This is a genomic window from Buchnera aphidicola (Mollitrichosiphum nigrofasciatum), assembly GCF_039388045.1.
GTDB classification, from domain to species: domain Bacteria; phylum Pseudomonadota; class Gammaproteobacteria; order Enterobacterales; family Enterobacteriaceae; genus Buchnera_K; species Buchnera_K aphidicola_B.
The window spans coordinates 333164-356149 of sequence record NZ_CP135015.1 but is presented as its reverse complement, the minus strand read 5'-3'; the positions used below and the strand labels follow the sequence as shown (position 1 = coordinate 356149).

General features: G+C 25.3%; 18 protein-coding genes, 2 tRNA genes, 2 rRNA genes and 1 pseudogene. 14 read left to right on the top strand and 9 right to left on the bottom strand.

The window, feature by feature from the left end:
* Nucleotides 1-3: 3 nt before the first annotated feature.
* The 7 genes and pseudogenes from secY to rplQ all read left to right on the top strand — a co-directional run bounded on the left by secY (nt 4) and on the right by rplQ (nt 4420).
* Complete coding sequence (gene secY, locus RJT30_RS01665) at nt 4-1344, top strand: preprotein translocase subunit SecY (RefSeq protein ID WP_343190245.1); 1341 nt, start codon at nt 4-6, stop codon at nt 1342-1344.
* Nucleotides 1345-1367: 23 nt separating this feature from the next.
* Nucleotides 1368-1484 (top strand): 50S ribosomal protein L36, encoded by a 117-nt coding sequence (gene rpmJ, locus RJT30_RS01660; protein WP_343190244.1) that lies wholly within the window; start codon nt 1368-1370, stop codon nt 1482-1484.
* A gap of 90 nt (nt 1485-1574) precedes the next feature.
* The gene (gene rpsM, locus RJT30_RS01655) at nt 1575-1937 is read left to right on the top strand and encodes a 30S ribosomal protein S13 (RefSeq protein WP_343190495.1); all 363 of its coding nucleotides are present in this window, start codon (nt 1575-1577) and stop codon (nt 1935-1937) included.
* A gap of 5 nt (nt 1938-1942) precedes the next feature.
* A complete protein-coding gene (gene rpsK, locus RJT30_RS01650) occupies nt 1943-2338 on the top strand; it encodes a 30S ribosomal protein S11 (RefSeq protein WP_343190243.1) in 396 nt (131 codons plus the stop codon).
* 14 nt (nt 2339-2352) lie between these two features.
* Nucleotides 2353-2972: pseudogene (gene rpsD, locus RJT30_RS01645) on the top strand (30S ribosomal protein S4).
* 25 nt (nt 2973-2997) lie between these two features.
* Complete coding sequence (locus RJT30_RS01640; RefSeq protein WP_343190242.1) at nt 2998-4002, top strand: DNA-directed RNA polymerase subunit alpha; 1005 nt, start codon at nt 2998-3000, stop codon at nt 4000-4002.
* A gap of 28 nt (nt 4003-4030) precedes the next feature.
* Complete coding sequence (gene rplQ, locus RJT30_RS01635; RefSeq protein ID WP_343190241.1) at nt 4031-4420, top strand: 50S ribosomal protein L17; 390 nt, start codon at nt 4031-4033, stop codon at nt 4418-4420.
* 48 nt (nt 4421-4468) lie between these two features.
* On the opposite strand, the gene fmt is transcribed toward rplQ, so the two are convergent.
* The gene (gene fmt / locus RJT30_RS01630; protein ID WP_343190240.1) at nt 4469-5476 is read right to left on the bottom strand and encodes a methionyl-tRNA formyltransferase; all 1008 of its coding nucleotides are present in this window, start codon (nt 5474-5476) and stop codon (nt 4469-4471) included.
* Nucleotides 5477-5483: 7 nt separating this feature from the next.
* Nucleotides 5484-5927, bottom strand: a complete 444-nt coding sequence (gene def, locus RJT30_RS01625) for a peptide deformylase (RefSeq protein ID WP_343190239.1) — start codon at nt 5925-5927, stop codon at nt 5484-5486.
* Between the two features lie 205 nt (nt 5928-6132).
* Between def and aroE the strand changes: the two genes are divergently transcribed.
* The 6 genes from aroE to cysS all read left to right on the top strand — a co-directional run bounded on the left by aroE (nt 6133) and on the right by cysS (nt 12266).
* Nucleotides 6133-6963, top strand: a complete 831-nt coding sequence (aroE, locus tag RJT30_RS01620) for a shikimate dehydrogenase (protein WP_343190238.1) — start codon at nt 6133-6135, stop codon at nt 6961-6963.
* A 122-nt stretch (nt 6964-7085) separates the two neighbouring features.
* Nucleotides 7086-7157 (top strand) — tRNA-Glu (locus RJT30_RS01615).
* A gap of 114 nt (nt 7158-7271) precedes the next feature.
* Nucleotides 7272-10191: ribosomal RNA gene (locus tag RJT30_RS01610) — 23S ribosomal RNA — on the top strand.
* 56 nt (nt 10192-10247) lie between these two features.
* A 5S ribosomal RNA gene (gene rrf / locus RJT30_RS01605) occupies nt 10248-10363 on the top strand.
* Between the two features lie 166 nt (nt 10364-10529).
* Nucleotides 10530-10739, top strand: coding sequence for a transcription antiterminator/RNA stability regulator CspE (cspE, locus tag RJT30_RS01600; protein ID WP_009874442.1), 210 nt, complete (start codon nt 10530-10532; stop codon nt 10737-10739).
* 132 nt (nt 10740-10871) lie between these two features.
* A complete protein-coding gene (gene cysS, locus RJT30_RS01595) occupies nt 10872-12266 on the top strand; it encodes a cysteine--tRNA ligase (protein ID WP_343190237.1) in 1395 nt (464 codons plus the stop codon).
* 28 nt (nt 12267-12294) lie between these two features.
* Here cysS and folD read toward each other — a convergent pair whose 3' ends face one another.
* Nucleotides 12295-13152 (bottom strand): bifunctional methylenetetrahydrofolate dehydrogenase/methenyltetrahydrofolate cyclohydrolase FolD, encoded by an 858-nt coding sequence (folD, locus tag RJT30_RS01590; protein ID WP_343190494.1) that lies wholly within the window; start codon nt 13150-13152, stop codon nt 12295-12297.
* Nucleotides 13153-13249: 97 nt separating this feature from the next.
* On the opposite strand from folD, the gene RJT30_RS01585 reads away from it, so the two are divergent.
* Nucleotides 13250-13323, top strand: a tRNA-Arg gene (locus RJT30_RS01585).
* A 104-nt stretch (nt 13324-13427) separates the two neighbouring features.
* On the opposite strand, the gene htpG is transcribed toward RJT30_RS01585, so the two are convergent.
* From htpG to clpX, 6 genes are all read right to left on the bottom strand, one after another.
* Nucleotides 13428-15305, bottom strand: coding sequence for a molecular chaperone HtpG (gene htpG / locus RJT30_RS01580; RefSeq protein ID WP_343190493.1), 1878 nt, complete (start codon nt 15303-15305; stop codon nt 13428-13430).
* 231 nt (nt 15306-15536) lie between these two features.
* Nucleotides 15537-15866 (bottom strand): YbaB/EbfC family nucleoid-associated protein, encoded by a 330-nt coding sequence (locus RJT30_RS01575; RefSeq protein WP_343190236.1) that lies wholly within the window; start codon nt 15864-15866, stop codon nt 15537-15539.
* Between the two features lie 104 nt (nt 15867-15970).
* A complete protein-coding gene (gene dnaX / locus RJT30_RS01570; protein WP_343190235.1) occupies nt 15971-17170 on the bottom strand; it encodes a DNA polymerase III subunit gamma/tau in 1200 nt (399 codons plus the stop codon).
* Nucleotides 17171-17410: 240 nt separating this feature from the next.
* A complete protein-coding gene (locus RJT30_RS01565) occupies nt 17411-19150 on the bottom strand; it encodes a SmdB family multidrug efflux ABC transporter permease/ATP-binding protein (protein WP_343190234.1) in 1740 nt (579 codons plus the stop codon).
* Nucleotides 19151-19185: 35 nt separating this feature from the next.
* On the bottom strand, nt 19186-20907 hold the full coding sequence (locus tag RJT30_RS01560; RefSeq protein ID WP_343190233.1) for an ABC transporter transmembrane domain-containing protein: 1722 nt from the start codon (nt 20905-20907) through the stop codon (nt 19186-19188).
* A gap of 736 nt (nt 20908-21643) precedes the next feature.
* A complete protein-coding gene (gene clpX, locus RJT30_RS01555; RefSeq protein WP_343190232.1) occupies nt 21644-22921 on the bottom strand; it encodes an ATP-dependent Clp protease ATP-binding subunit ClpX in 1278 nt (425 codons plus the stop codon).
* Nucleotides 22922-22986 lie beyond the last annotated feature (65 nt).

Here is a 22986-nt window from a genome sequence, read left to right as displayed (position 1 = left end):
AGCATGGTGCAAAAATTAGGTTTGAATTTTAATAAAAGTAATTTTAATGAATTAAAAATAAGAATTTTATTTTTATTATTTGCAGTTATAATTTTTAGATTAGGTTCATTTATTCCAATTCCTGGTATTAATGCAATTTTATTATCAAAAATTTTATTTCAAAATCATGGAACAATTCTTGATGCGTTAAATATTTTTTCTGGTGGAGCATTAAATAGAGTATCTATCTTTGCTTTAGGTGTTGTTCCGTATATTTCTGCTTCTATAATAATACAATTATTAAGTTTAGTTGTCCCTTTTTTCAAAGAAATTAAAAAAGATGGAGATAGTGGACGTGTTAAAATTAATGAATATATAAGATATACAACTGTTTTTTTTGCTTTTTTTCAAGCTTTATTACTTTCTTTTAGTTTACCGCATTTTTTAAGTTCATATCATTTAGTTTTACATCCAATTCATTATTATTGTTTTATATCTACAATAAGTTTAGTTACTGGAACTGTTTTTTTAATGTGGTTAGCTGAATTAATTACAGAAAAAGGTATAGGAAATGGTATTTCGATATTTATTTTTATAGGTGTTGTTAGTACTTTACCTGCAATTATAATTAACACTTGTATGCAAGTTATTTTAGGTCAAATATCTTTATATGTTTTTTTTTTAATTCTGTTTTTTTTTTTATTTTTAATTTATTTAGTTGTGTATGTTGAATGTAGTTATAGGCAAGTTCCAATTTTTTATGCTCGTCGTCAATATACTAACCGTATTTATTCTAATCAAAGTTCGTATTTACCTATAAAATTAAATATTTCTGGTGTAATACCAGCTATTTTTACTTCTAGTATTTTAGTATTTCCTGCTACATTATGTTCTTGGTTTGATATTTATGCAATATTAAATAAGTATTATTTTTTAAATAATATTTTTATATATATACGTTCTAGTAATATTATTTATTTTTCAGTTTATATTTTTTTGATAATTTTTTTTTGTTATTTTTATAATTTTTTAATCTTTAATATAAAAGATACAGCAGATAATTTAAAAAAATCTAGTGCTTTTATTCCTGGTATTCGACCTGGATTAAATACAGAACATTATATTGAAAAAATATTATTACGTGTAACATTAATAGGGGCGTTATATATTTCTTTTATTTGCCTTACTCCGGATTTTTTAAAATTTTTTTTAAAAATTCCTTTTTCTTTTTCTGGAACTTCTTTATTAATTATAGTTGTGGTCATAATAGATTTTATATCACAAGTACAAACATTATTATTAACAAGTAAATATAAAAATGTGTTAAAGAAGTCTAATTTATATTTTAATAAAAAAAATTACTAAAAATAGTTATTAATAGGAAAAATATGAAAGTACGCGCTTCAGTTAAAAAATTATGTCGAAATTGTAAAATTATACGTCGTAAAAATATTATAAGAGTTACTTGCGCATATGAACCTAAACATAAACAAAGACAAGGTTAATATTTAATTTTACTTTAATCTTTTAATAATTATATGTATTATAATATTATAAATTTTAATTATAGTATTTTAAATCATTAGAGGTTAAATATTATGCGTATTGCAGGTATAAATGTTCCTGAAAAAAAACATGCTATTATTGCGTTGACAGCAATTTATGGTATTGGAAAAACTCGTGCTCGAATGATATGTTCAAGTATAGGTTTAAATATTAATATTAAAATATCAGAATTATCTGAAAAACAAATTGAACAGTTAAGAGAAAAAGTTACAAAATTTATAATTGAAGGGGATTTAAGAAGAGAAGTTACATTAAATATTAAACGATTAATGGATTTGGGGTGTTATAGAGGTTTACGACATCGCAAAAGTTTACCAGTACATGGGCAAAGAACTAAAACTAATGCTCGTACTCGTAAAGGTTCTAGAAGAAAAATAAAAAATGTTAGGTAAATTAAATGATAATAAAAAAAAATAATAAAAAAATTAAAAAACGTATTAAAAAATTAATTTTAGATGGTGTGGCACATATTCATGCATCTTTTAATAATACTATTGTTACAATTACAGATCGTCAAGGGAATACTTTAGGTTGGGCTACTGCTGGAGGTTCTGGATTTAGAGGTTCAAGAAAATCTACTCCTTTTGCAGCACAAGTAGCAGCTGAGCGTTGTGTGGATTTAGTTAAAGATTATGGTATAAAGAACTTAGAAGTAATGGTCAAAGGCCCTGGTCCAGGTCGGGAATCTACAATAAGAGCATTAAATGCATTAGGTTTTCGTATTACCAATATTACAGATGTAACTCCTATTCCTCATAACGGTTGTAGACCAGCTAAAAAACGTCGTGTATAAATTGGAGGTTGTAAATGGCAAAGTATTTAGGACCTAAATTAAAATTAAGTCGCCGCGAAGGAACTGATTTATTTTTAAAATCTGGTTTGCGTTCATTAGATTCTAAATGTAAATTAGATCATCCACCCGGTCAACATGGTACAAAAAGAATTAGATTATCAGAATATGGTATACAATTAAGAGAGAAACAGAAAGTTCGTCGTTTATATGGAATTTTAGAAAGACAATTTCGTAATTATTATAGAAAAGCTGTAAAATTAAAAGGCAATACTGGAGAAAATTTATTAATATTATTAGAAAAGCGCTTAGATAATGTTGTATATCGTATGGGTTTTGGAGCTACGAGATCTGAAGCAAGGCAATTAGTTAATCATAAATCTATTATGTAAATAATAAAATTGTAAATATACCTTCATATAATATTTTAATTAATGATGTAATTACTATTAAAGAAAAATCTAAAAGTCAATTACGTATAAAAGCAGCGTTAGCTTTATCAGCATCAAGAGAACCTTCTATATGGTTAGAAGTAGATACCATCAATATGATAGGAAAATTTAAATGCAATCCTGAGCGCATTAATTTACCTGCAGAAATTAATGAGCATTTAATTGTGGAATTGTATTCTAAATAGATTTAATACATTTAAAGAGGTAAATATGCAGAGTTTTATTAATAGTTTTTTAAAACCTCAAATAGTTGATATACAACATATTAGTAATACATACGCTAAGGTTATTTTAGAACCTTTAGAGAGAGGTTTTGGACATACTTTAGGTAATGCTTTAAGAAGAGTTTTATTATCTTCTATTTCTGGTTGTGCAGTTACTGAAGTGCAAATAGAAGGTATTTTGCATGAATATAGTACTAAAGAAGGTGTTAAAGAAGATGTAGTAGAAATATTACTAAATTTAAAAGGGTTGGCGGTAAAATTACATGGTAAAGATGAAAGTGTTATGACGTTACATAAAGTTGGTATTGGTATTGTATTAGCTTCAGATATTATACATGATAATAGTGTTGAAATTGTAAATTTAGAACATTTAATATGTAATTTAACATATGAGTATGCTTCAATAAAGATGAAAATCAAAGTTCAAAGAGGTATAGGTTATGCTTCTGCTTCTATGCGTAGATTGAATTATGTAGATCCTATTTCTAAAAAACTTTCAATTGGACGTTTATTTCTAGATGCGTGTTATAGCCCAATTGATCGTATTGCATATTATGTAGAATCCACTAGAGTGGAAAAAAGAACAGATTTAGATAAATTAATTATTGAAATGGAAACTAATGGAACAATTGATCCTGAGGAAGCTATAAGAACTTCTGCTACTATATTATCAGATCAATTAGAAGCTTTTGTATACTTAAAAGATAATAATCAACCTGAAAATAAAGAATTAAAACCAGAATTTGAACCTGTTTTATTACGTCCAGTGGATGATTTAGAATTAACTGTACGTTCTGCTAATTGTTTAAAAGCAGAATCTGTACATTATATAGGAGATTTGGTGCAAAAAACAGAAGTTGAATTACTAAAAACACCAAATTTGGGAAAAAAATCTTTAACTGAAATAAAAGATGTTTTATCATCCAGAAATTTATCATTAGGTATGAAATTAGAAAATTGGCCACCAGTAGATTTAGCTGATGGTGTATAATTTTTTTAAAATTAATTAAGGTTTAAATATGCGACATAGAAAAAGTGGTCGTAAGTTAAATAGAAAACGTTCTCATTTTAAACTTATGTTTAGAAATATGATATGTGCATTATTACAACATGAAGTAATAAAAACAACTTTAGTTAAAGCTAAAGAATTAAAAAAAATTATTGAACCATTAATTACTTTTTCAAGAAAGGATTCTGTTTCTAAACGAAGAATTATTTATTCTCGTATTCGAAATAATAAAATTGTTTCAAAATTATTTAATGATATAGGACCGTACTTTATAAATAGAAATGGTGGATATACAAAAATTTTAAAATGTGGTTATAGAACAGGCGACAAAGCTCCTGTTGCATATATTACGTTTGTTGGTAGAGAACATAATAAACAAGATATTATATTAAAAAAATAGTTTTTTTATTGTTTTTTGAGGTTTTATTAATTTCTATTTGAAAATATTTTATTTTTTTTTTATTTTATAATTAATTTGAAAATATTTTTCAAATAATCTTTTATTTTCTTTTTGTATTTTTTTAATAGCAGTAATTTTATATCCTGGAAATTGTAATTCTGTTATTATTATTACATCTTTTTTAGTTTGTACATGTATTTCGTTTTTATTTATTAAAATTATTTTTCCAGGTTCAATTTTTTTATCAGAATTATATTTTGAAGCCTTTGCTTTCCAAATTTTGATAATTTTATTTTTTATTTTAAAATATGAACCTGGCCATGGTTGCAATGCTTTAATTTGGCGTTCAATTTTTTCAGCTTCATCATTCCAATTAATTTTTCCATCCGTTTTTTTAAATTTTTTTGCGTATTTTTGTTTTTTAATATTTTGTTTTTCATTTGTCATTTTTTTTAAAAATAGTAATTTATTTAAAATATATATTAAAGCTTTTTTTCCAATAATGCTTAATTTTTTATATAAAGTTCCATTTGTATCTTTTTTTTTTATTTTACATTTAAAAACACAAATTATTTTTCCTTTATCAATAAATTCATTCATTTGAATAATTGTTATTCCTGTTTTTTTATCTCCTTTTAAAATAGCCCATTGAATTGGAGCTGGGCCTCTCCATTTTGGTAATAATGAAGGATGTATATTTATTCCTCCTAATGGAAATATATTGAGAATTTTTTTTGGTATAATAATGCCATAAGCTATAACTATGATTATATCTGCTTTTAGTTTCTTTATTATTTTTACTATATTTTTATTTGTAAGATTTGAAGGTTGTAAAATTGGGATTTTATTTTTTTCAGCGAGGATTTTAACAGGTGATTTTTGTATATTTAATCCTCTACCGGCAGGTTGATCAGGTTTGGTTATTACTGTTATTATTTTATATTGTTCTTTAATTAATTTTTTTAAATGAATATATGCAAAATTAGGTGTTCCAGCAAAAACAATTTTTAATTTTTTTTTGTTATATAAATATAACTGCTTAATATATTTTTTCATATTTTTTTTAAATATAATCTATAAATAATTTACCAATTAAATGATCTAATTCATGTTGAATACATACTGATAAAATAGATTTAGCATGTATAATTTGTTTTTTTCCGTAATAATTTATTGCAGATACGATAATGTATTTGGCTCTTTTAATTGTGGCTTTTTTATTGGGCAAAGATAAACACCGTTCTTTAAAGTATATTTCTCCTTTTTTTTGTATAATTTTAGGATTTATTAATATAATTGGTGTTTGTATATTACATATTCGACCGATTACTGCAATTTGTAAATTGATATTAACTTGCGTCGCTGCCAAACCAATACCTTCATTAAATTGCATAGTTTCTAACATGTTATTTATTTTTTTTTGTATTTTAAAATTAATTTTTTTAACTGGTTTGGCGACAATACGTAGTTTTTTATTTGGATATTTTAATATTTTTAATATAGTCATATTTTTAAAATAATTATATAAATATTATATTTTATAATGTAAATTATATTTTATTATATATTATTATATTTATTTTTGTTTAAAAATTTAATTTTAGTATTTTATTTCATTATATTAAAAATTTTTAAATAATAACATTTTATATTTTTGTGAAAATTTTTAAAATTTTTACAGATATATTTATAATTTTATAGTGGTATGTATAATGAATAAATTTTCATGTGTTGAAGGTATTTTTGGTGTGTTTGGAAATCCTATTTTTCATTCTAAATCCCCTTATATTCATGATTTTTTTTCTAAAAAAACTAATATTAAACATATATATCGATCTTATTGTATTCCATTGAATAATTTTGATGAAAGTATGAACGATTTTTTTAAAAATAAAGGTAAAGGTGCAAATATTACTACACCTTTTAAAAATAAGGCTTTTTTTTTTGCTGATATTGTTAGTGAAGAAGCACAAATTTCTCGTTCTGTGAATACATTATTAAAATTACGAAATGGTTTAATTTATGGTGATAATACTGATGGTAAAGGGTTATTATATGATTTAAAAAGATTAAATTTTATTCATAAAGATAATAATATACTTATTATAGGTGCTGGAGGGGCAGTTTATGGTATTATTTTATCTTTATTTCGTTTTAATTGTACAGTATATATTTATAATCGAACAAAATCTAAAGCTTTAAAAATAATTAAGTTATTTAAAAAATTTGGAAATATTTTTTTTTTAAATATAAATAATTTTGAATTAATACATTTTAATTTAATTATTCATGCAACTTCATTAGGTATATTAGGTAAGTATCCAAAATTACCTGTAAAAATAGTTAGAAAAAAAACACCTTGTTATGATTTATTTTATAGTAGTAAACAGACAACTCCTTTTTTATCGTGGTATAGTAACAATGGAGGTTCTTCAATATCTGATGGAATAGGTATGTTAATTGCTCAAGCTGCATATTCATTTAAATTATGGCATGGAATTAAACCAAATATTAATTATACTATTAATAAATTAAAGATATAAATTATATAAATATTTATATATATATTATTTTTATTTTATTTTAAATTACTTGACTCTTGTATTACCTTCTGTGAAAATAAAAATGTTATGTATTTTATTTTTGATTATAAAATTAATATTTCGTCCCCTTCGTCTAGAGGTTAGGACATTGCCCTTTCACGGCAACAACAGGGGTTCAAATCCCCTAGGGGACAAAATTTAAAATTTTACTATACTAAATTAAAATAATGTGTTAATATTATTTTTAATTTTTGATTTGTGTTCTTTAAAAATTTATATTCAGGTATTTAAACACCTGTGGGTTGCAAGGTTAAGTGAATAAGCGTATATGGTGGATGCCTTGGCAGTCAGAGGCGAAGAAGGACGTGCTAATCTGCGAAAAGCATCGGCGAGCTGATATGAAGCATTTAAACCGTTGATTTCCGAATGGGGAAACCCAATATACAATTGTATATTATTATTAATTAAATTCATAGATTAATAAAGCAAACCAAGAGAACTGAAACATCTAAGTACCTTGAGGAAAATAAATCAATTGAGATTCCCTTAGTAGTGGCGAGCGAAGAGGGAACAGCCTAGAGTATAATTTTAAATTATTTTTAGTAGAATGATTTGGAAAGATCAGCGAAACAGAGTGATAGCCTCGTACACGAAAAAAATAATTTTAATTACTCAAAGTATAAAGTAAAGCGAGACACGAGAAATCTTGTTTGAATATAGGGGGACCATCCTCTAAGGCTAAATACTCCTGACTGACCGATAGTGAACTAGTACCGTAAGGGAAAGGTGAAAAGAACCCCGGTGAGGGGAGTGAAATAGATCCTGAAACCATATACGTACAAGCAGTAGGAGCTTTTACATTTTTAAAGTGACTGCGTACCTTTTGTATAATGGGTCAGCGACTTGTATTTTGTAGCAAGGTTAACTTTTTTATAAGGAAGCCGTAGGGAAACCGAGTCTGAAACAGGCGTTAAGTTTCAAGATACAGACCCGAAACCCGGTGATCTAGCTATGAGCAGGTTGAAGGTTGGGTAATGCTAACTGGAGGACCGAACCGACTAATGTTGAAAAATTAGCGGATGACTTGTGGCTAGGGGTGAAAGGCCAATCAAACCGGGATATAGCTGGTTCTCCCCGAAAGCTATTTAGGTAGCGCCTCATGAATTCATCTACGGGGGTAGAGCACTGTTTCGACTAGGGGGCCATCCCGGCCTACCAATCCGATGCAAACTCCGAATACCGTAGAATGTTATCATGGGAGACACACAGCGGGTGCTAACGTTCGTTGTGGAAAGGGAAACAACCCAGACCGCCAGCTAAGGTCCCAAAATTATAATTAAGTGGGAAACGATGTGAAAAGGCATAAACAGCCAGGATGTTGGCTTAGAAGCAGCCATCATTTAAAGAAAGCGTAATAGCTCACTGGTCGAGTTTTTTTGCGCGGAAGATTTAACGGGGCTAAATTATATACCGAAGCTGCGGCAATAAATTTTCAACTTTATTGGGTAGGGGAGCGTTCTGTAAGCCGTAGAAGATATACTGTAAAGTATATTGGAGGTATCAGAAGTGCGAATGCTGACATGAGTAACGATAAAACAGGTTAAAAACCTGTTCGCCGAAAAACTAAGGTTTCCTGTCCAACGTTAATCGGGGCAGGGTTAGTCGACACCTAAGGCGAGGTCGAAAGGCGTAGTCGATGGATAACAAGTTAATATTCTTGTACTTAATATTATTACGATGGGAGGACGGAGAAGGTTAGATTATCCAGGCGACGGTTGTCCTGGTTTAAGCATGTAGATATGATAAGAAGGTAAATCCACTTATCTTAGTTGAGATGCGAATACGAGCTATTTATTTAGTGAAGTAATTAATACCACGCTTCCAAGAAAAGTCTCTAAGTATATATAATATTAAATCGTACCAAAAACCGACACAGGTAGTTAAGTAGAGAATACTAAGGCGTTTGAGAGAACCCAGGTGAAGGAACTAGGCAAAATGGTGCCGTAACTTCGGGAGAAGGCACACTGATATATTAGTGAAGGATTTACTCTTTAAGCTAAAATCAGTCGAAGATACCAGCTGGCTGCAACTGTTTATTAAAAACATAGCACTGTGCAAACATGAAAATGGAAGTATACGGTGTGACGCCTGCCCGGTGCCGGAAGGTTAATGAAAGAGGTTAAAGGAAACTTGAAGCTTTTGACTGAAGCCCCGGTAAACGGCGGCCGTAACTATAACGGTCCTAAGGTAGCGAAATTCCTTGTCGGGTAAGTTCCGACCTGCACGAATGGCGTAATGATGGCTAGGCTGTCTCCACCTGGGACTCAGTGAAATTGAAATCGCTGTGAAGATGCAGTGTACCCGCGGCAAGACGGAAAGACCCCGTGAACCTTTACTATATCTTGACACTGAATTTTGAAATATAATGTGTAGGATAGGTGGGAGATTAAGAAACCATAGCGCTAGTTATGGTGGAGTCAATGTTGAAATACCACCCTTTGTTTTTTGATATTCTAACCTCATACCGTGATCCGGTATAGGGACAGTGTCTGGTGGGTAGTTTGACTGGGGCGGTCTCCTCCCAAAGAGTAACGGAGGAGTACAAAGATTGGCTAATTACGGTTGGAAATCGTAAGGTTAGTGCAAAGGTAAAAGCCAGTTTAACTGCGAGCTTGATGAAGCGAGCAGATGCGAAAGCAGGTCTTAGTGATCCGGTGGTTCTGAATGGAAGGGCCATCGCTCAACAGATAAAAGGTACTCCGGGGATAACAGGCTGATACCGCCCAAGAGTTCATATCGACGGCGGTGTTTGGCACCTCGATGTCGGCTCATCACATCCTGGGGCTGAAGCAGGTCCCAAGGGTATGGCTGTTCGCCATTTAAAGTGGTACGCGAGCTGGGTTTAGAACGTCGTGAGACAGTTCGGTCCCTATCTGTCGTGGGCGTAGGAAGATTGAGGGGGGCTATTTCTAGTACGAGAGGACCGAAGTGGACGCATCACTGGTGTTCGGGTTATCATGCCAATGGTATTGCCCGGTAGCTAAATGCGGAAAAGATAAGTGCTGAAAGCATATAAGCACGAAACTTGCCCTAAGATTATTCTTCCCTGAAATTCTATTATAGAATTTACTGAAGGGACGTTGGAGACTACAACGTTGATAGGCTGGGTGTGTAAGCATAGTGATGTGTTAAGCTAACCAGTACTAATGACCCAAGAGACTTAACTTTGCAACACCACAGTTGTTTTATTTAAATTTTTTATAAAATTAAATTTTTTTTAATAACCTGGTGAAAATAGCGTATTGGTACCACCTGATCCCATCTCGAACTCAGAAGTGAAACATTACAACGCCGATGGTAGTACAAGGCCTCCTTGTGTGAGAGTAGGAAATTACCAGGTTTGAATTTTAATTAAATGAAATTAAGAATAAATTATCACTTATTATACATGTCATTATAGATTTAATGATATTTTTTATTTTGAATATTTGCAGATAGGTTTTAAATATTTTTAATTGATATTTTATATAAAAATTTTTTTATATTTTTTATCAAAGGTATTATAGATGTCCAAGATTAAAGGGAATGTGAAATGGTTTAATGAATCTAAAGGTTTTGGATTTATTACTCCAGAAGATGGAAGTAAAGATGTGTTTGTACATTTTTCTGCTATACAAAGCAATGGATTTAAAACTTTGGCTGAAGGGCAAAGTGTGGAGTTTGAAATTACAGAAGGAGCAAAAGGCCCTTCTGCCGCTAATGTAATTAGCTTGTAATAAAATTCTTAGATATTTTACATTATAATAAATGTGTACGAGTACGTTTTATATCTCCGTGCTCGTATTTTTCGTCAGAATTGTATTAATTGATTTATTAAAATTTTTTATATAACATTTTAAAAATATTATATGTTAAAGTTATTTAATACCAAGAACAAAAAAAAAGAATATTTTTCACCTATTCAAACTAATAAAATTAATATTTATGTGTGTGGTGTTACTGTTTATGATGCATGTCATATTGGACATGGTAGGACTTTTGTAGTTTTTGATATGATTATTCGGTATTTTCGTTATTTAGGTTATAATGTTAATTATATAAGAAATATTACTGATATAGATGATAAAATAATTTTAAAAGCATTTGAAAAAGATCTCAAAATACAAGATTTTACTAAAAAAATAATTAAACAAATGCATTTAGATTTTAATTTTTTAAATATCTTACCACCCAATTCAGAACCTAGAGTAACTAATTATATTGATAAAATTATAGAAATTATAGAAGTTTTATTAAAAAAAAAATATGCTTATATATCCTATTCTAATTTTGATATTTTATTTTCTATAAAAAAAGATGTAAATTATGGGATTTTATCAAATCAATATTTAGATACTTTTAAAAAGTCATTTATATTTAATACAAATAAAAATAATTTTTTTGATTTTGTATTATGGAAACAATCTAAATTAAATGAACCTGGTTGGTTATCTCCATGGGGATTTGGAAGACCTGGTTGGCATATAGAATGTACAGCTTTAAATAATTTTTTTTTTAAAAATCATATTGATATTCATGGAGGAGGAGTAGATTTAATTTTTCCTCATCATGAAAATGAATTATCACAATCTATGGCATATAATAAAAAATATATTATTAAATACTGGATGCATTCTGGTATGTTAATATTAAAAAATAAAAAGATGTCCAAATCTCTTAAAAATACTATTTATTTAAAAAAAGTATTTAAAAAATATCATGGAGAAACATTAAGATATTTTTTTCTGTTGACGCATTATAGAAAACCAATTTTTTATAATAAAGAAAATATTAAAAAATCTTTTTTTTTATTAAAAAAATTGTATAAAGTTTTAAATATAAAAAGAAATATAAATATTAAAAAAAAATGTATTTCATCTGTTTATTTAGAAAAATTTATAAACTGTATGAATGACGATTTTAATACTCCAAAAGTTTTAAAAATTTTAACTAATTTATCAAAAAAAATTAATATTTTAAAAAAAAAATATACAGAACAAAAATATGTTTTAATTACTACTTTAAAATATTTAGGTAATTTGTTAGGTTTATTTTTTGAACATCCTCATGATTTCTTAAATTATAATATAAAAAAATCTGATTTATATTATAAAAAAATTAACTATTTAATTAATAAAAGAAATATTGCTCGTAAAAAAAAAAATTGGTTAGAATCTGATTTTTTAAGGGATAAATTAATAAAAATGGGTGTAAATATTCAAGATAGTTTTGATTCATCTAAATGGTATGTTGATAATACCTAAATATGAAATAATGTAAATTGTGAATATTTTAATAATCATTATATTTTTCGCATGTTTCTAAGGTATTTTGTAATAATGTAGCTACAGTCATAGGTCCTACCCCTCCAGGAACAGGAGTTATATATGAAGCTTTTTTATACACAGATTCAAATTTAACATCTCCTACTATTTTTCCATTTTTTAATTTGTTTATTCCTACATCTATTATTATAGCACCAGGTTTTATAAATTTATCATCAATAAAATTAGGTACACCAATAGCTACTATTATTAAATCAGCTGATTGAATGTGTTGTTTTATGTTTTTTGTGAATCTGTGTGTTACCGTTGTTGTACATCCTTCTAATAATAATTCCAAGCTCATAGGTCTGCCGACTATATTTGAAGCTCCAATTATAACTGCGTGCATACCTTTCATTTTGATATTATAGTTTTTTAATAAAGTTATAATTCCTTTAGGGGTGCATGATCTTAATTTTGGTTTTTTTTGACATAAACTTCCTATATTATAGGGATGAAATCCATCTACGTCTTTATTTGGAGATATACTATGCATGATTTTTATAATGTTTAAATTTTTTGGTAAAGGTAATTGTACTAATATTCCATCTATTGAGCGATCATAGTTTAATTTATGTATTAATTTTAAGATTTTATGTTCGTGGGTTGTTTTTTTAAATTTCCATAATTTTGAAATAAATCCCAATTTTTTACAGGATTTTCTTTTTTTGTTTACATATATTTTTGATGAAATATTTTCACCAATCATTATTACAGCTAATCCAGGTATTCTTTGTTTTTTTTTTTTTCTTATTTTTATTTTTTTTTTTATGGTTTTTTTTATTTTTGATGCAATTTTTTTTCCATTAAGTATGATTGTTTGCATTTTTTCCACTCATTGTTAAATATTGTTATTTTTTAAAAAGGAACTTGTTTTTTGTGTTATTTTTGGTATATAATAAATATAATATTTTAGAAATTATGCGCTCTTAGCTCAGTTGGATAGAGCAACGGCCTTCTAAGCCGTAGGTCATAGGTTCAAATCCTATAGAGCGCAAATTTAAAAATTAAATTTTTAAAATAAAATTATTCAATTTAATTATATTTTAAAATATTATAATATTTTTCATAATTTTATTCAATTTACTTTTTTTAATTTTTTTATTGTTCAATATAATTATTTATTAGTATATTGTTCATGTTTTTAATAAATTTATTTGGGTCGTCTAAATTACCTCTTTCTGATAATAAAGCTTGGTCAAATAATAATTCTATCCAATCAGTTATTTGTTTTTTGTTTTTTATTTTTTGTATGTATTTTATAATGTTATGTTTAATATTTATTTCAAATATGTACTTTAATGGTAAAATTTTTTGCCCAGCAGCGATAAATAACTTAGACATTTGTGTACTCATATCTTGTTTATCAGATATTACTACTGCAGGAGTTTGTTTTAATCTATTTGTAATTCTAACGTCTTTAACACGATTTCCTAGTATTTGTTTAATTGTATTTATTAAGTTTTTGTCTTCTTCTGTTATTTTTTCTATTTCATCTGTTTTATTTTCAAATAATTCTGTTATAGAATCGTCTATTTTACTTACTGATTGAAACATATATCCTTTAAATTCTATTAAGTAATTCATCATCCATTCATCAATTCTATCATATAGTATTAAAACGTCTATATTATTTTCTTTAAATATTTCTAATTTTGGATTATTTTTTCCAGCATTGTAATTATCAGTTGTTATAAAAAATATTTTTTTTTGTTTTTTTTGCATGTTTCGAATATATTCTTTTAAAGATAATGTTTGTTGTTCTGATTTATTATTTATAGATGTAAAACGTAATAATTTATAAATTATATTTTTATTTGTTATATCTTCTGCTGGCCCTTCTTTAAATATTAAACCAAATTCTTTCCAAAATTTATTATATTTTTTTGGTTTTGATTTTGCTATTTTTTGTAACATATTTAATATTTTTTTTGTTATTGCAATTTTTATTTTTTTAGTTATAGTATTATTTTGTAATATTTCTCTAGAAACGTTTAATGGTAAATCTTGTGAGTCTATGAGTCCTTTTACAAATCTTAAATAATTTGGAAGAAATTGTTTATTATCATCCATTATATAAATACGTTTAATATATAATTTTAATCCACTTTTATTATTTTTATTCCAAATATTGTTTTTATTTTTTTTTGGAATATATAATAAACTTATATATTCAGGTATACCTTCGACTTTATTATGAAACCAAATTAACGGATTGGATGTATCCTGACTAATATATTTATAAAATTCCTGATAGTTTTCTTTAGTAATTGTGTTTTTATTTAATGTCCATAATGCTTGTGCTTTATTAACTTTTTCCCATGAAAATGTTTTTTTTTTTTCATCATAATTATAAATTTCTATTGGTACTGTTATATGATCAGAATATTTATTTATTATATTTCGTACTGTCCATATATCTAGAAATTTTTCTTCTTCTGGTTTTATAGTTAATGTTATTTTTGTTCCTAATATTTTTTTTTTAATTTTTGAAATATGATATGTTCCTTTACCATCAGATTCCCATTGTGTTGCTTTATTTTTTTTTTTGTTTGCTTTTTTTGTAATTACTTTTACTTTTTTAGAAACTATAAATGAAGAATAAAAACCAACTCCAAATTGTCCTATTAAATTATTATTTTTTTTTTCTGTTTCTTTAATAGATGATAAAAATTTTTTTGTACCTGATTGTGCAATTGTCCCTAAATTTTTTTTTGTGTCTTTATAAGACATTCCAATCCCTGTATCATATATACTTAAAGTTTTTTTTTCTTTGTTTATTTTAATACGTATATGTATTTCTTTTGGTTCAGAATATTTTTTTGGTTGAGTAAGTGATTTAAATTTTAATTTATCTATTGCATCAGAAGCGTTAGAAATTAATTCTCTAATAAAAATTTCTTTATTAGAATATAATGAATGAATCATTAAATTTAATAATTGTTTTATTTCTGACTGAAACGTGTGTTCTTTTTTTATATTTTTTTCTATTATTTTATTCATTAGAAATATGCACCTAAAATGTTTTAAATAAAAATTAATTTTTTTATTTTAAAAATCTTATTTTTATATTATATATTTAAAAATAATTATTATATAATATATTTAAAAATAATTATTATATAATATATTTAAAAATAATTATTATATAATATATTTAAAAATAATTATTATATAATATATTTAAAAATAATTATTATATAATATATTTTAAAAAGGTAAGTTAAATCCTGCTGGCAAAGGAGATTTTGAAGATATTTCAGACATTTTTTTTTTTTGCTCTTCTGCAATTCTTCTTGCAGCATCATTAAAAGCAGCAGCAGCTAAATCTTCTAACATTTCTTTATCTTCATTAAATAAGCTTTTATCTATTTTAACTTTTGTACAGTTATGTGAACCATTAATGGTAATTTTAACTAAACCCGCTCCCGATTCACCTGTAACTTCCATTATAGATATGTCTTTTTGTATTTTTTCCATTTTTTCTTGCATGTTTTGAGCTTGTTTCATCAAGTTCCCGAAATTGCTTTTGTTAAACATATAAACCCTTTTAAATTATGAAATTTTATTGGTTCTTTTAGTTTTTCTTTTACTTAATATTTTTTTTTTTATATTAATTAAATTTTTTCTGGAAATTATTAAAATTATAGTTTTAATTTTTGTTTTACTAATTGCGTTTTTTGTGAAATTTTTACATTTTTTTTTTTTAAGTATTGTTTTGTTTTTTTTGAATCATACAAAGAAAAATTTTTTTTTTTATGTAAATAATATAAAATTTTCAATAAGGTTATTTCTACTCCTATTCTTTGAGAGGGAGCAAAATTTAATTCTTTAAATCCTAAAGTTAAAATTTTATAACATTTATAAATTATCTTACTTGGTATTTTGTGAGCTATTTTTTTAATTTTGTTATTGTTTTTTTTTTTGTATTCAGTATTCCATAAATTTTTAAATGACTTAATCATAGCTATGTGATGTAATAATCTTAATGTTTCAATGAATATATTTTTCCATTCTGTGTTTGAAATTGATATATTGTTTAATATTATTATTATTTTTTTTTTATTATTTTTTAATAATGCTATTAATAATTTTAAAGATTCTTCTTCATGTAATTTCCCTAAAATATTTATAACGTGTTTTTTTTTTATTTTTTTGTTATTAATAGTTATAGCAAGTTCTAATAAATTTAATGCGTCACGCATACTTCCTTGTGAAGTTTCAGCAATTATATTTAATGCATCTTTATCTATTAGTATTTTTTCAAAATTTAATATTTCTATTATTTTTTTTTTAATATGCGATTCTTTTATTTTTTTAAGATGAAATATCATACATCTGGAAATTATAGTTTCAGGTATTTTTTCTATTTCTGTAGTTGCTAAGATAAATTTAACATGTTTTGGTGGTTCTTCCAGAGTTTTTAATAAAGCATTAAAACTATAACGTGATAACATATGTATTTCATCAATTAAATATATTCTAAATCTAGATTTAATGGGTTTATATTGTATGTTGTCTAGTAGTTCTTTTATTTCTTCAACTTTAGTGCGTGAAGCTGCATCTACTTCAATTAAATCAATAAAATTACCTTTATCTATTTCTACACATGTCGAACAAATATCACATGATTTAGCATTAACTCCTTTTTCACAACATAGATTTTTAGCTAAAATGCGAGCTATAGTTGTTTTTCCAGTTCCCCTCATACCTGTAAATAACCATGTTTGATGAATTCTACCTAAAGATATGGAGTTGGATAATGCTTTTAAAACATATTTTTGACCTATGACATCTCGAAATTGTTTAGGTCTCCATTTTCTTGCTAATATTTCATATGTCATTTTTTTCTTAAATATCAGGATTTATTTAAAAATTTTATCATATTTCTTACAAATATAAATATTTATTTTTCAATATTTTAAAAATAGTTTGCTTTTTAAAATTTTAAATATTATAATTAAATTGCTCTGTTGGCTTTAATATATTATTTTTTTGAACAAACGAGCAGGTCCGGGAGGAAGCATTCGAATCAAAATTAATAGTTATATTAATCATGCTAGCAGAGTCATTTAATTGAATTGTTAAATTTTTATTTGTTTTTTTTGCATTTTCCAGTATTTTTTTTTTATATTTATTAATTTTTTATGTGTTCCTGATTCTACTATTTTACCTTTATCTAAAACAACTATTAAATCTGCTTGAGTAATTGCAGATAAACGATGTGTTATAACAATAAGAGTGGTATGTTTTTTTATTAGTAATAAAGATTTTTGTATTATTTTTTCTGTTTCATGGTCTATATTTGCTGTTGCTTCGTCTAAAATTAAAATTTTTGGTTTTGTAACTAATATTCTAGCAATAGCGAGTAGTTGTTTTTGACCTGATGATAAATTATTTCCTTTTTCTACTAATTTTGAATGTAAGCCTTTTGGTTGTGATTGAACAAATTTTTTTAAATTCACTATTTTTAGTATTTTCCAAATTTTTTTTTCTGAAATTTTTCTTCCTAATGTAATATTTTTTAAAAAACTTTCTGCTAGTATTGTAGGTTCTTGATTTACTATAGCAATTCCCTTTCTTAAAACATTATTACTTAAAGAAGATAACGGTCTTTTATCAATAAAAATATTACCTTTTTTTATTTCATAATATCCTATTAATAAATTTGCTAAAGTACTTTTTCCACTACCGGTGGGTCCGATAAAAGCAGTAAATTGCTTAGATGGTATTGTGATATTTATTTTGTCGATTATTTTATTTTTATTATTTGTATAACTAAATGTTAAATTTTTAATGGTTATTTTACCAGTTTGTAATAATTTATTATCATTTCCGTATTTTTGTTTTGGAGAATCAATTAATTCAAAAATCCTTTCGCTAGCAACTAAAGCTTGTTGTAGTAAAGCTTGTTGAGTGGTTAAAGCAATTAATGGTTCATGTAATCTATTTAAATAACTAATAAAAGCATATAAAATACCAACTTCTATTGTTTTATCTGAAAAAAATATAAAAATTATTATAATTCCGCATAATAATATTGTAGATAATAAACTTAATAAAGGTCTTAATAAAATTCCATCTAATTTTAAAATTTTCATTCTTTCCAAATAATGTTGTTTACAAGTTTTTTTTATATAATCTCCAAATTTTTTTTCTTGATTAAATTGCTGAATTATATGTATTCCAGTTATCATTTCATTTAATTTATTGTTTATATTGGCTATGTAAGAACGAATATTTCTTAAAATAGGTGTACTGTAATGTTGATATATTATCATTATTAATAATACTAAAGGAAAAATTATACTTGCTATTATTGCCATTTTCCATTCTAAAGAAAACATTGCAATTAATACTATAATTATTAACGCTGTACTTTTACAGAAAGTTGCTATTACTGTATCGTATAAATCTTTAATTATTTCTGTATCATTAGTTATTCTTGATATAATTTGTCCAATAGGTTGTGTATCAAAATTCTTTATTGGTTGTTTTAGTGTTGCTTTCATAACATCTACGCGTAGGGTTTTTATTATGGATATAGCTGTTTTATTAAAAAAAATAGTTTGAAAGTAATGCAAGGTTGCAGAAAATATTTGTAATAAAATAAACGTAATGACTATTGAAATTATAAAAATTACATTAAATTCTTTTTTAATAATAAAATTTGTAATAAAAAGACTAATTAATATTGGAGCTATGACTTCTGCAATAGAAGCACTTAATAGCATTATAAATGCAATAGTAATTGTTTTTTTCCATTTCATGCCATATATTAATAATCTTTTTAATATAGGCCAAAATTTTTTTAAATTATCCATATTGTATATCCTATTATACTTAAAAATATTTTTTTTTATTTAAGTATTTGATAATTATACATATTTTTATACCATGTGTTATTTTTTAATAATTGTATATGTCCACCGCGAGAATCTATAGTACCTTTATTAATGACTAATATTTCATCTGATTTTGCTAATATTGGTAAATGATTGGAAATTATTATTTTCGTTTGTTTTTTATATTGTAATGTATTTAAATTTTTTAAAATTTTATATTCTGTCTCAATATCTACTGCAGATAATGCATCATCTAAAATTAAAATTTCTGTATTTAATAATAATGCCCTTGCTATTGCGATTCTTTGTTTTTGCCCACCAGATAAACTAATTCCTTTTTCTCCTATTTTTGTATTATAACCTTGTGGGAATTTTATTATTTCATGATGTATATGTACTAAAGAGGCTACATTTTCAATTTCTTTTAAAGAAGTGTTTTTTTTTCCTAAGCATATATTATTTAATATACTGTCTGAAAATAAAAAAGTTTTTTGGTTTACTACAGTCAAACGTTTTCTCCATATATATGGATTAATTTGAGATATAGGTATGTTATTAAATGTAATTTGACCAGAATAAGATGAAAAATTATTTTGAATTAAATCTAATATTGTACTTTTTCCTGAACCTGTAGGTCCGCATATTCCTATTATTTGCCCGGGTTTTATTTTTATATTTATATTTTTTAAAATTGTTCTGTTTTTATATGTGAAATTATTTATTTTTATATTTAATATTCCTTTTTTTTGTATTGGGTTTTTTGTTTTTTTGGGTATTTTATGTTTTATATTAAATATACATTGTATTCTTTCCCAAGCTGCATCACCTCTTTCCATTATATTAAACATCCAAGCTAAAGCTAAGATTGGCCAAACTGTTAAACCTAAATACATTATAAAACTAGTTAGTTGTCCTATGGTTATTTCTTCTGTCCAAATTAAATTTCCACCTGCTATTATAGCTATTAAGTTAGAAAAAGAAATCGCAAAATGTATTGTTGGGTCAAATTTTGCATCTATTTTAGCAACATCTATGTTTTTTTTTTCAGTTTTTTTAGCAATTTTAGTAAATTTTTTAAATAAGTGTTTTTCTAAACCAAATGCTCTAATCATGCGTATACTAGTTAAACTTTCTTGTGTTTGGTTATTTAATTTTGAAAATGCTTCTTGTGATTTGTGAAAATAATAATGTAGTTCTTTTCCGTATTTAATAATTATTACAGCCATAATAGGTAAAGGTAAGAGAGATAATAAAGTTAATTTTAAACTTATTTGGGTACTCATCATAATTAAAACTGACCCACCCATAACTATAGAGTCAACTAGAGTTAATACACCTTCACCAGCTGCAAAAACAATTTTATCTACATCATTCGTTGCTTTTGCCATGATATCACCGGTTCTATTTTTTAAATAGAATTCTTTATTTTGTTGATTTAAGTAAAAATATATCTTAGATCGTAATTTTATAGCTAAATTATATGCTGCGCCAAATAATAAAATACGCCATATATATCTTAATATATATATTATTATTGCTGTAACAGAAATTATACCAATCCAATACAACGCTGTTTTTGTGCAAATTTCATCTTTTACAATTAAATCTACTAACATACCTAATAATTTTGGAGGTATTAATTGCAATATGGAAATTATTATTAATATAATAATTGCTCCTAAATATCGTTTCCATTCAATTTTAAAATACCAACTTAATTTTTTAAATAATTGCACAAATATTTCCTAAAATTTATATAATTTCGAATATTTATATGAAATTAATTTAACATTAATTTTATTTTTATATATATTAAACATTAATTTATGAATTAATTAAATTGAATTTATTTAAAATTTTAATATATATTTTATTTTCAAATATTGTTCTTAAATAATTTTTTCATCTGGTTGTTTTATATTTTATTTTTTAAAATTTGGCGCAAATAACCAAATATTTATTTTTTACTTATAAATAATTTGCATTATTAATAAATATATTTTCAAAAATAAATATTTTAATTATCTGCGTTTTTTCATCTGGTTGTTTTATATTTTATTTTTTAAAATTTGGCGCAAATAACCAAATATTTATTTTTTACTTATAAATAATTTGCATTATTAATAAATATATTTTCAAAAATAAATATTTTAATTATCTGCGTTTTTTCATCTGGTTGTTTTATATTTTATTTTTTAAAATTTGGCGCAAATAACCAAATATTTATTTTTTACTTATAAATAATTTGCATTATTAATAAATATATTTTCAAAAATAAATATTTTAATTATCTGCGTTTAATTTTTTATGGCCTAAGTTTAAATATTAGGTTATTTTTTGATTTATTTACTTTTAAATTTAAATTTTTAATTATACTACATTTTTTTTTTTTAATTGTAATATAATCTTTATTTTTTTTAAAACTGTTTTATTTATTAAAATAAATATTTAAATTGAATATATTAATTTTAATCATTGTTCGAATAAATAATCTTCAGGATTATTAGTGTTATATAATATAATTGGTTTAGCTTTATTATTAATAACTAATTTATTTATAATCACTTTTTTAACATTCTTCATTGAAGGTAAATCATACATTATATTTAATAACGTTTTTTCTAAAATAGATCTTAATCCTCTCGCTCCTGTTTTTCGTATTACTGCTTTGCGCGCAATTGCATAAATTGCTTTTTTTTTGAATTTTAGTCTTACACCTTCTAAGTTAAATAATTCTAAATACTGTTTTATTAAAGCGTTTTTAGGTTTACATAATATTTCAATTAATGCATCTTCATTTAATTCGTGTAAAGTAGTTATTACCGGTAATCTTCCAATAAATTCAGGTATTAATCCAAATTTTATTAAATCTTTTGGTTTGATTTTTTGTAATAATTTATCAGAATTAATTTTATTACTTTCAAAATTTACTGTTGCTTTAAATCCTATACTTGAACCTTTTTTAGATCTTTGCGAGATTATTTTATCTAATCCAGAAAATGCACCACCACATATAAATAATATTTTTGAAGTATTAATTTGAAGAAATTCTTGTTGTGGGTGTTTCCTTCCCCCTTGAGGTGGAACTGATGCGATAGTTCCTTCAATTAATTTTAATAATGCTTGTTGTACACCTTCTCCTGATACATCTCTAGTGATTGAAGGATTATCTGATTTTTTAGATATTTTATCAATTTCATCTATGTATACTATACCTTGTTGCGCTCTTTTAATATCATAGTTACATTTTTGTAATAACTTTTGTAGTATATTTTCAACATCTTCTCCAACATAACCTGCTTCGGTTAATGTTGTTGCATCAGCTATAGTAAATGGAACGTTAAGTATTTTAGCCAATGTTTCTGCTAATAATGTTTTTCCACTTCCAGTTGGTCCGATTAGTAAGATATTGCTTTTTCCTAATTCTATATTGTTTGGAGCATTTGCATAACGTAAACGCTTATAATGATTATACACTGCTACAGATAACACTTTTTTGGATTTATCTTGTCCTATTATATAATCATCAAGATGTTTTTTAATTTCATGTGGAGTAGGTAAAGGAATATTGTTATCCGGTGCTGAAATATCTTTTATTTCATCATGCATTATATTTGCGCATAATTCAACGCATTCATCGCAAATATAAACCGTTGGTCCGGCAATAAGCTTACGTACTTCTTTTTGATTTTTTCCACAAAATGAGCAGTATAATAAAACTCCAGAATCATCTGTTCGATTCTCTACCATTATTTAAACCTTTCAGATTATATGAAAATATAATTTTATTAGTTAGTGGATTATTTTCATTAAAT

Excerpts from the sequence above, each read along its gene's own strand:
- def (WP_343190239.1), bottom strand. The coding sequence starts at position 5,927 with ATGACTATATTAAAAATATTAAAATATCCAAATAAAAAACTACGTATT.
- secY (WP_343190245.1), top strand. The coding sequence starts at position 4 with ATGGTGCAAAAATTAGGTTTGAATTTTAATAAAAGTAATTTTAATGAA.
- dnaX (WP_343190235.1), bottom strand. The coding sequence starts at position 17,170 with ATGACATATGAAATATTAGCAAGAAAATGGAGACCTAAACAATTTCGA.
- aroE (WP_343190238.1), top strand. The coding sequence starts at position 6,133 with ATGAATAAATTTTCATGTGTTGAAGGTATTTTTGGTGTGTTTGGAAAT.
- fmt (WP_343190240.1), bottom strand. The coding sequence starts at position 5,476 with ATGAAAAAATATATTAAGCAGTTATATTTATATAACAAAAAAAAATTA.
- RJT30_RS01575 (WP_343190236.1), bottom strand. The coding sequence starts at position 15,866 with ATGTTTAACAAAAGCAATTTCGGGAACTTGATGAAACAAGCTCAAAAC.
- RJT30_RS01565 (WP_343190234.1), bottom strand. The coding sequence starts at position 19,150 with ATGGATAATTTAAAAAAATTTTGGCCTATATTAAAAAGATTATTAATA.
- folD (WP_343190494.1), bottom strand. The coding sequence starts at position 13,152 with ATGCAAACAATCATACTTAATGGAAAAAAAATTGCATCAAAAATAAAA.
- clpX (WP_343190232.1), bottom strand. The coding sequence starts at position 22,921 with ATGGTAGAGAATCGAACAGATGATTCTGGAGTTTTATTATACTGCTCA.
- cysS (WP_343190237.1), top strand. The coding sequence starts at position 10,872 with ATGTTAAAGTTATTTAATACCAAGAACAAAAAAAAAGAATATTTTTCA.
- rplQ (WP_343190241.1), top strand. The coding sequence starts at position 4,031 with ATGCGACATAGAAAAAGTGGTCGTAAGTTAAATAGAAAACGTTCTCAT.
- rpmJ (WP_343190244.1), top strand. The coding sequence starts at position 1,368 with ATGAAAGTACGCGCTTCAGTTAAAAAATTATGTCGAAATTGTAAAATT.
- cspE (WP_009874442.1), top strand. The coding sequence starts at position 10,530 with ATGTCCAAGATTAAAGGGAATGTGAAATGGTTTAATGAATCTAAAGGT.
- rpsK (WP_343190243.1), top strand. The coding sequence starts at position 1,943 with ATGATAATAAAAAAAAATAATAAAAAAATTAAAAAACGTATTAAAAAA.
- RJT30_RS01640 (WP_343190242.1), top strand. The coding sequence starts at position 2,998 with ATGCAGAGTTTTATTAATAGTTTTTTAAAACCTCAAATAGTTGATATA.